The sequence below is a fragment of the Mesorhizobium sp. M0437 genome, assembly GCF_040321335.1.
In the GTDB taxonomy this organism is placed as follows: domain Bacteria; phylum Pseudomonadota; class Alphaproteobacteria; order Rhizobiales; family Rhizobiaceae; genus Mesorhizobium.
In genome coordinates this window covers 132,749-140,007 of record NZ_JAMYRK010000009.1, presented here as the reverse complement: position 1 = coordinate 140,007, position 7,259 = coordinate 132,749, and the positions used below count along the sequence as shown (strand labels likewise).

The 7,259-nt window shown below is 63.8% G+C and carries 6 protein-coding genes and 1 pseudogene; 3 read left to right on the top strand and 4 right to left on the bottom strand.

Annotated elements, in window-relative coordinates; translation table 11 throughout:
• The 4 genes and pseudogenes from NKI72_RS08840 to hemP form a co-directional block, all read right to left on the bottom strand.
• Nucleotides 1-817, bottom strand: an 817-nt coding sequence (locus tag NKI72_RS08840; protein ID WP_352850056.1) for a FecCD family ABC transporter permease, incomplete at its 3' end; no start/stop codon positions are given.
• A 5-nt stretch (nucleotides 818-822) separates the two neighbouring features.
• A pseudogene (locus tag NKI72_RS08835) lies at nucleotides 823-1,730 on the bottom strand (heme/hemin ABC transporter substrate-binding protein).
• An 11-nt stretch (nucleotides 1,731-1,741) separates the two neighbouring features.
• Nucleotides 1,742-2,800, bottom strand: coding sequence for a hemin-degrading factor (locus tag NKI72_RS08830; protein ID WP_352850055.1), 1,059 nt, complete (start codon nucleotides 2,798-2,800; stop codon nucleotides 1,742-1,744).
• 9 nt (nucleotides 2,801-2,809) lie between these two features.
• On the bottom strand, nucleotides 2,810-3,016 hold the full coding sequence (gene hemP, locus NKI72_RS08825) for a hemin uptake protein HemP (protein ID WP_352830999.1): 207 nt from the start codon (nucleotides 3,014-3,016) through the stop codon (nucleotides 2,810-2,812).
• Between the two features lie 201 nt (nucleotides 3,017-3,217).
• Between hemP and NKI72_RS08820 the strand changes: the two genes are divergently transcribed.
• The 3 genes from NKI72_RS08820 to tolA are packed head-to-tail and all read left to right on the top strand — an operon-like array spanning nucleotide 3,218 to nucleotide 7,190.
• Entirely contained in the window at nucleotides 3,218-5,431 is a 2,214-nt protein-coding gene (locus NKI72_RS08820; RefSeq protein ID WP_502908941.1) for a TonB-dependent hemoglobin/transferrin/lactoferrin family receptor, read from the top strand.
• Between the two features lie 4 nt (nucleotides 5,432-5,435).
• Nucleotides 5,436-5,867: a hypothetical protein gene (locus NKI72_RS08815; protein ID WP_352831002.1), complete on the top strand. Its 432-nt coding sequence runs from the start codon at nucleotides 5,436-5,438 to the stop codon at nucleotides 5,865-5,867.
• Nucleotides 5,868-5,915: 48 nt separating this feature from the next.
• Nucleotides 5,916-7,190: a cell envelope integrity protein TolA gene (tolA, locus tag NKI72_RS08810; protein ID WP_352831004.1), complete on the top strand. Its 1,275-nt coding sequence runs from the start codon at nucleotides 5,916-5,918 to the stop codon at nucleotides 7,188-7,190.
• Nucleotides 7,191-7,259: the final 69 nt, after the last annotated feature.

Below are 7,259 nucleotides of genomic sequence, written 5' to 3'. Positions count from 1 at the left end.
GGCTCGCTCTTGTTAAAACCCCACCGCCAACCCCCCGCGGGCCGGCGGGGCCCCCGCCGCGCGCCCGCGGGTGGCCCCCCCGCGCCAGGAACGGCATTGCCGCCAGCGCCAGCACGATGACCGGCCCGACCGAGCCGATCTTCTGCCAGGTTGCGCCGCCCAGCGAGCCGAGCTGCCAAAAGGTCAGGTCGCGCAATTGCCGGTCGTCGGCCATGAAGATCAGGATGCCGGTCAGCGCCATGGCAAGCGCCGCCAGCGCGATGCCGGCGAGCAGCATGGTGGCGACCGAGGTCTGGCCTTGCCGCGTCGCGACCCGATAGAGCAGCAATGTCGTAGCCAGCCCGCCGCAGAACGCAGCCAGCGGCAAAGCCATCGTGCCGAGCGCCGAAGTCAGCGGCGCCAGCATGGTCGAGCCAAGCACGATGACGGCGACCGCACCGAGGCTCGATCCGGCCGAAACGCCGATCAGGCCGGGGTCGGCCAGCGGATTGCGGAACAACCCCTGCATGACGGCACCAGAGACTGCAAGCGATGCGCCGATCAGCACGCCCATAATGATGCGCGGCAGACGGATGTCATGGATGATCAGGCGGTCGCGGGCGCTCAATGCCGCGTCGCCGGGCAACGCGCCGAACAGCCAGTCATGCATGACGCCGATGGCCGAGGCATCGGATGCGCCGGAGGTCAGCGACAACATCACGGCGATAGTCAACCCGACGCAGAGCAGCACGATGACGAGGCGGGCGCGCCGCGAACGATCACCCTCGGCTGCCGTCGCCATGATGCCCGCCGCACCGGCGATCGAATGATCCGCCATCGCGCTCAATCCGTGACCTGGCCGCCATAGAGCGAGACGGCGAGATCGTGGATGGCGTCGGCCGTGCGCGGGCCGAAGCCGAGCAGGTAGCCGCCGTCCATGCGGATCAGCGTGCGGGCTGCACCCGCCGGCGTCGAAGCCACGGCAGGGTTCGAAACAATTCGTCATCCGCGGTGGCCGGCCCGGCGTTGTTCATCATCAGGATCACGTCGGGCCTGGCGGTGATGACTGCCTCGTCCGACAATTGCTTGTAGCCGGCAAAGCCGTCGATGGCGTTGATGCCGCCCGAAAGCTTGATGATGCCGTCGGCGGCGGTGTCGCTGCCGGCGGCAAGCAGCTTGCCGCTCTGCATCGACAGCACGAACAGGATGCGCCTGCGCTCCTTGATCGAGGCGGTCTGCTTTTCAGCTGCCTTCAGCTTGGCGTCTATCTCGGCTGCCAAGGCATCGGCCTTGGCGCCGACGCCGAGCGCCTTGCCGACGATGTGGATCTTTTCGAGAATGCCTTGATTGTCATAGCGCTCGGACACCTCGATGAACGGGATGCTCGATTTCTTCAAGACGTCGACGGCTTCCTTCGGTCCGCTGCCGTGCAGCGCCAGTATGCCCGACGGATTGACCGACAGCACACCCTCCGGCGACAGCTGGCGCATGTAGCCGACATCCGGCAATTCCACCGCCGCTTGCGGATAGCGGCTGGTCGAATCACGTGCGACAAGGCGATCCTGTTCGCCGAGCGCGTAGACGATCTCGGTGATCGAGCCACCGATAGCCACGATCCTCGAGCGATCGGCGAAAGTCGCGATGCCCTCGGCGGCTTGAGCCGGCATCAGCGCGGCGAACGCCAGGAAAACAGCCGCCGCAGGACCAGGCGCCGACCTGGAGACCGATGCCAGCCTGGAGAAAAGAACCATCGTCGTTTTCCTCAGGCTGCGGTCGGGCTTGGGATACGCGGCAGGTTTTCGGCCAGAAAGCGCCAGTCTTCGCGCTCGCTTTCGCCTTCATGCCGCTTACCGAAGAACTGGATGATCATCTTGCCGTCGGCGCCATAGATTTCGAGCGACGTGACATGGCCGTCCTTGGTCGGCTTGCGCACGGCCCAGACCTCATCGATGTGGTCGGTCCGCAGGTGCAGATGGAAGTTCTGGTCGAGCACGTTGAGCCATGGTCCCATCGGCTTGATCGAGGCGACCGGGCCGGAATGGATCTGGATGCAGCCGCGATTGCCGACAAAGCACATGATCGGCATGGCGCCGGCAGCGGCGTGGTTGAACATGGCGTTCACCGCATCCTTGTCGACCAGCCAGGCGTAATCCTGGCCGACCATGCGCACCGCCTGTCGGCGGCTGATCTTCAGTGTCTTCAGCATGCCGAAGAACTGGTGCACGTCGGTCAGCCGGCTCCAGCGGTCGCGCAGATCGTCGATGCTCGCCGAATTGTCCGCAGTCTCGGTCTCGTCAGCCGTGCCCGCTGAAATCGCCACCGTCGGCTTCTGGTTCGGCGATTCCAGCCCGGCCACCAGTTTCTGATAGGCGTAGAGGTTGGAGGCTGGCCTGAGATGCACCTTGTGTACCGCCTCGCCTGCGGTGTCGAAGAACTGCAGGCTGCGGCGGATGTCGGCGCCATCGCGCTTTTCCACGGCAAAGCCGTGCGCCCAAACTTTTGGGAAAATACGCAGGTCGATATTTTCGCCGAGCACCATGGCATTGTGATTACCGGTGACAACCTTGTCGTAGACGCCGATCTTCTCGTGCACCGCGCTTTCGTTGCGGGTCAGCGCCATCACCTCACCGACAGCTTCGAGGCCAGTCAAAAGGTCGTTGACACGCGGCTCGACGCGCACGACGCCGTCGCCGCAATGCGCGGCGACCAGTTCGGCCTCCGAAATACCGAGCTGGGCGGCGAGGTCGCGCTCGCGCATTTTCGGATTGTCTGCCCGTGCCCGCCGGATCTCGTGCGGGGCGGGTTTTACGCGCTGGTCCATTTCTGCCACCTACTTGTTGAGGATGAGCTTGCCCTGCCGGGTGATCTTCAGCCGGTACAGCGCACCATGATGCTCGATGCCGATCTCGTGCTCGCCCTGGAACAGCGTGTTGCTGGACAGCGTTCTCACGGCCGATTGGACCCGGTCGAAATGGACGGAATTTTCGTCGGAACGGCGGACGCGATAGCGAAAGTCGCTGGGATTGTGCGTGTTCATTGGTTCGATCCCTTTCCTGTGCCGGGCATCTGGCGCGGCGCCTGCGTGAAATGCCGATTCAATTCTTGACTCGAATGATCATGTTATCTAGCAGTGCAATACCGGAGTAAATGAGTCAACATTTAAGACGCCGGACACGATGAAAAATGCCAGCGAGCCCCAAGCCAGCCAGCATCGAACATGGATTCTTGGAGCTGCAGCATGGGGTTGGCGAATTGGGGACGGCTGGCGGGCAGCGGCCTGACACATTGTTCTATGACAAGCAAAATGGCCGCGTTGCTGGCCGGCGCGGCGGCGATCCCGCTGCTTGCCACACCGGCCGGCGCCCAGCAGGCCGCCCAACCGGCAGCCGACCAGCAGCAGACTGACCCGTCTCAACAGCCCGAAAAGGTAAAGCCGGCCCCGGCGGGTGCCACACTGCTCGACAAGATCCTGATCCTCAGCCGTACCGGCGAGACGGCGATCGAGTCGCTTGCTTCAGCCAGCCATGTCGACGAGGAACAGCTCGAGCGCCGCATGGCGACGACGCCCAACGAAATGCTGTTCGGTGTGCCGGGTGTCGCCGTCCAGGCCGACACAAGGCGTGTCAGTTCCAGCATCAACATCCGCGGCCTGCAGGACTTCGGCCGCGTCTCCGTCATCGTCGACGGCGCCCGCCAGAATTTCCAGCGCTCGGATCATGGCACGCAATCGACCTTCTACATCGATCCCGAATTGATCAAATCCGTCGATGTGATCCGCGGTCCGGTCGCCAACACCTATGGCTCCGGGGCGATCGGCGGCGTCGTATTTTTCGACACCAAGGATGCGCAGGATTTCCTCAAGCCCGACGAGACCTGGGCGGCATCCGCGACCGGGCGCTACGAAACCAACGGCGAAGGCTGGACCACCAGCGCCACCGGCGCCTATCGGATCAACGAGAACTGGGACGTGCTCGGCAATATCGTCTACCGCGACTATGACGACTACAAGCATGGCGGCGGCGACACTGTGGCGGGCACTGGCTTCGACGTCTTTAGCGGCCTCCTCAAGACGACCATCCGCCCCAGCGAAAACAGCGAGCTGAAGCTGGGCTGGATCGGCTCGAACGACGGATGGACCGAGACCAGCGGCAGCGCGCCGGTGAACGACGCCGACCTGAAGGCGAATACGTTCACGGCCCGCTACAACATCACCGACGAAGACAAGAGCTGGCTCGACCTCCACATCAACGCATCCTACAACAAGACCAAGCTCGATCTGACGACCCTTGTGGCGCAAAACCGGTTTGATCCGGTCACCGGTCTGCCCGTGGTTTTGCCGGCGGGTTCGAAATCGACGTTCGACATCGGCACCTCCGGCATCGACATTTGGAACACGTCGAGATTCGAGACCGTTGGAATCGCGCATGAGCTGACCTATGGCGGCGACTGGGTTGGCGACGATGTCGAGACAGGCGGCACGGCGGGCGGCGACAGCTTCTATACGCCCTCGGGCAACAGGAACGTCTCCGGCGCTTACGTTCAGGACAAGCTCACCTGGGACTGGCTCGAGATCATCGCCGGGCTGCGCTACGACAGCTACAAGCTTGACAGCGATGTCGGCGAAACCTCTGGCGACCGGCTGTCGCCACGCATCACAGTGGGCATTTCGCCCTTCGAGAGCGCCAGCCTTTACGGGCTGCAATTCTACGGCACCTACGCTGAAGGCTATCGTTCTCCGTCGCTGTCGGAGACCCTGATCAGCGGCAATCATCCGGCCGGCGTCAGCTTCCCGTTCCTCCCCAATCCCAATCTCAAGCCCGAAACCGGCAAGACCGTGGAATTCGGCGTCAATTACAGCACCAACGGCGTCATCCAGGCCGACGACGCGCTGCGGCTGAAGGCGGCCTATTTCAACAACAATGTTGACGATTACATCGATGGCGTAACGCTATCGGCGTTCGACCCGACCAGCGGCTGCCCGTTCGGTCCGGGCATACCGATCTGCTTCCAGTATCAGAATTTCGCCAAGGCCAAGATTCACGGCTTCGAGATGGAGGGCGTCTATGATGCCGCCTGGGGCTTTGCCGGGCTTTCGGCGTCGTTCACCGACGGCCACACGATTTCCTATGAAGGCGAACGGGCGGACCTTGTCACCGTCCCCTCCTCACAGATCACCGGGCAACTCGGCTTTCGCTTCCTCGAGGACAGGCTGACCATCGGCGGCGAGGTGCAATACAACGGCAAGCCGCAGGGCAACCCGGTGGCCAGGGACTACACGCTGGTCAATGCCTTCGCCAGCTACCAGGCGACCGACAATTTCAAGGTCGATTTCCGCGCCGACAATCTGTTCGACGTCAAATACGCCAACCCGCTGAACGCATCGACCACCAGTGTTGTCTACGAGCCAGGCGTCACCCTGAAGCTGGCGGCGACCATGAGGTTTGGAGGCTGAGACAATGAAAGGCATGACGGCATCCCTTCGTCTGTTCGCCGCGGTGCTGGCAATATTGCTTGCGGCGGCTCCAGCGTGGACACAACAGCAAGCACCGGCGCTGATCCTCGAGCTCAACGGCGCGCAGCCCTCCGACAAGGGCTGCCGCCTGACCTTCGTGGTCACCAACAATCTCGGCGCCGGTCTTTCCAAGGCGGCGTTCGAGATCGCGCTGTTCAACGAGGCCGGCGTCGTCGACCGGCTGACCGTGCTCGATTTCAAGGAGCTGCCGGCAGGCAAGACCAAGGTGACGCGTTTCGACCTTGCCGGCACGGATTGCGGCAAGGTCAGCCGCGTGTTGATCAACAGCGCCACGGAATGCGCCGGCGCCGAGCCGAATGCCTGCATGCGCGGGCTGAAGACGCAGACCAGGACCGGCATCGCCTTCGGGGTCTGAATTTTGGGACCGGAACCCGCATTCGCACGAAACCCCGTCGCGTGGCCATTGGCCGGTTTCCTGCCGCCGGAACCGGACGATCCGGATTTCACCATCCCGCGCGGGGCGCTGCGTGTTTCGCCGCGCGACAGGCCGGAAGACAGTTACATCGCCGATGCCGACGGCGACTTGACTGCGGTACCTATGGAGCCATTGCGGCAGGCACGACAGACGCGGCGGCGCCGCAACTGGACGGTGGCGATCGCCTGCTCTTGCGCATTCCACGTGGCGGTGGCGCTGGCCTTCCTCACGCTGCCGGACGACCGGCCAAGCATCGAAGGTGCCGACCAGCAAGGCGAAATGCTGCTCGGCGCCGACCCGCAGCAGGCGGCCGGCGATGTCGGAGACGATCCGGAAGTGGCCAACGTGACGATGGTGACCATGCTCGACGCCAAGCCGGTCGAAACGGTCGAGGCGCAGGCGGCCGCGGCAGAGGAGACGCTCCAGCCGGTCACCGATGCGGCGGAGACATCGGACAAAGAAGTGGTTGAGCCGGTCAACGAGGCCGCCACGGAAACTGCTGCGCCTGCCGATCGCACCGAACCAGCACCTGCGCAGCCGGCGCGCCAGGACCCATCGCCCGACGTTCTTGCAACCGACAGGCTGGTGCCTGCCGACGACAATGCCGTGCCGCCAGTCAGCGCGGTCGAAACGGCCGAACCTGCCGAGACGAGTGCGCCGGCACCAGCCGACCCGGCGCCGGCCGAAACGGTTCAGACGACCGAGACAGTCGGCGCGGCGGAAGAACCGAAGCCGGACAGGCCGGAGCCCAAGCAGCCGAAGAAGGCAACCGCAAAGAACAAGCCGGTCAGGAAGGCCGAACCAAACGAGCCTGAAAAGCCGGCCCTGCGCAGGAAGGCGAGCAAGGCACTTGCGAAAGCCGATTCCAAGAAGAAAAAGACCGGCTCCGGCGGCCGTGACGAAACGGATGTCGCGCGCGGCATGGCCGACGGCAGGAAGGACGGCAAGATCCTGACCGCCAGCAGAGGCGGCAAATCAGGCATCGGCAATGCAGCCGTCACGAACTATCCCGGCAAGATCAGATCAAAACTGGTGCGGGCCTTCAATTCGACACGCACACGCGCCACCGGCACAGCAACCGTTGCCTTTACCGTCGGCTCGAACGGCAGCGTCCGGTCGGCTAGGCTGACGGGCAGTTCGGGTGTTGCCGCGCTGGACAAAGCCGCACTCGACGCAGTCCGCCGGGCTTCTCCGTTTCCTCCTATTCCGGAAGGAGCCGGTCGCTCGGCCTGGCAGTTCGAAGTGCCGCTCGGTATCAGGTAACGATCGTCCTCATGCGGATACCAAAGTCGGCGCCACCCCTGCCCCGCGATGCGCGAACCCTGGCGAAAC

Excerpts from the sequence above, each read along its gene's own strand:
- NKI72_RS08830 (WP_352850055.1), bottom strand. The coding sequence starts at position 2,800 with ATGGACCAGCGCGTAAAACCCGCCCCGCACGAGATCCGGCGGGCACGG.
- hemP (WP_352830999.1), bottom strand. The coding sequence starts at position 3,016 with ATGAACACGCACAATCCCAGCGACTTTCGCTATCGCGTCCGCCGTTCC.
- NKI72_RS08820 (WP_502908941.1), top strand. The coding sequence starts at position 3,218 with ATGGGGTTGGCGAATTGGGGACGGCTGGCGGGCAGCGGCCTGACACAT.
- NKI72_RS08815 (WP_352831002.1), top strand. The coding sequence starts at position 5,436 with ATGAAAGGCATGACGGCATCCCTTCGTCTGTTCGCCGCGGTGCTGGCA.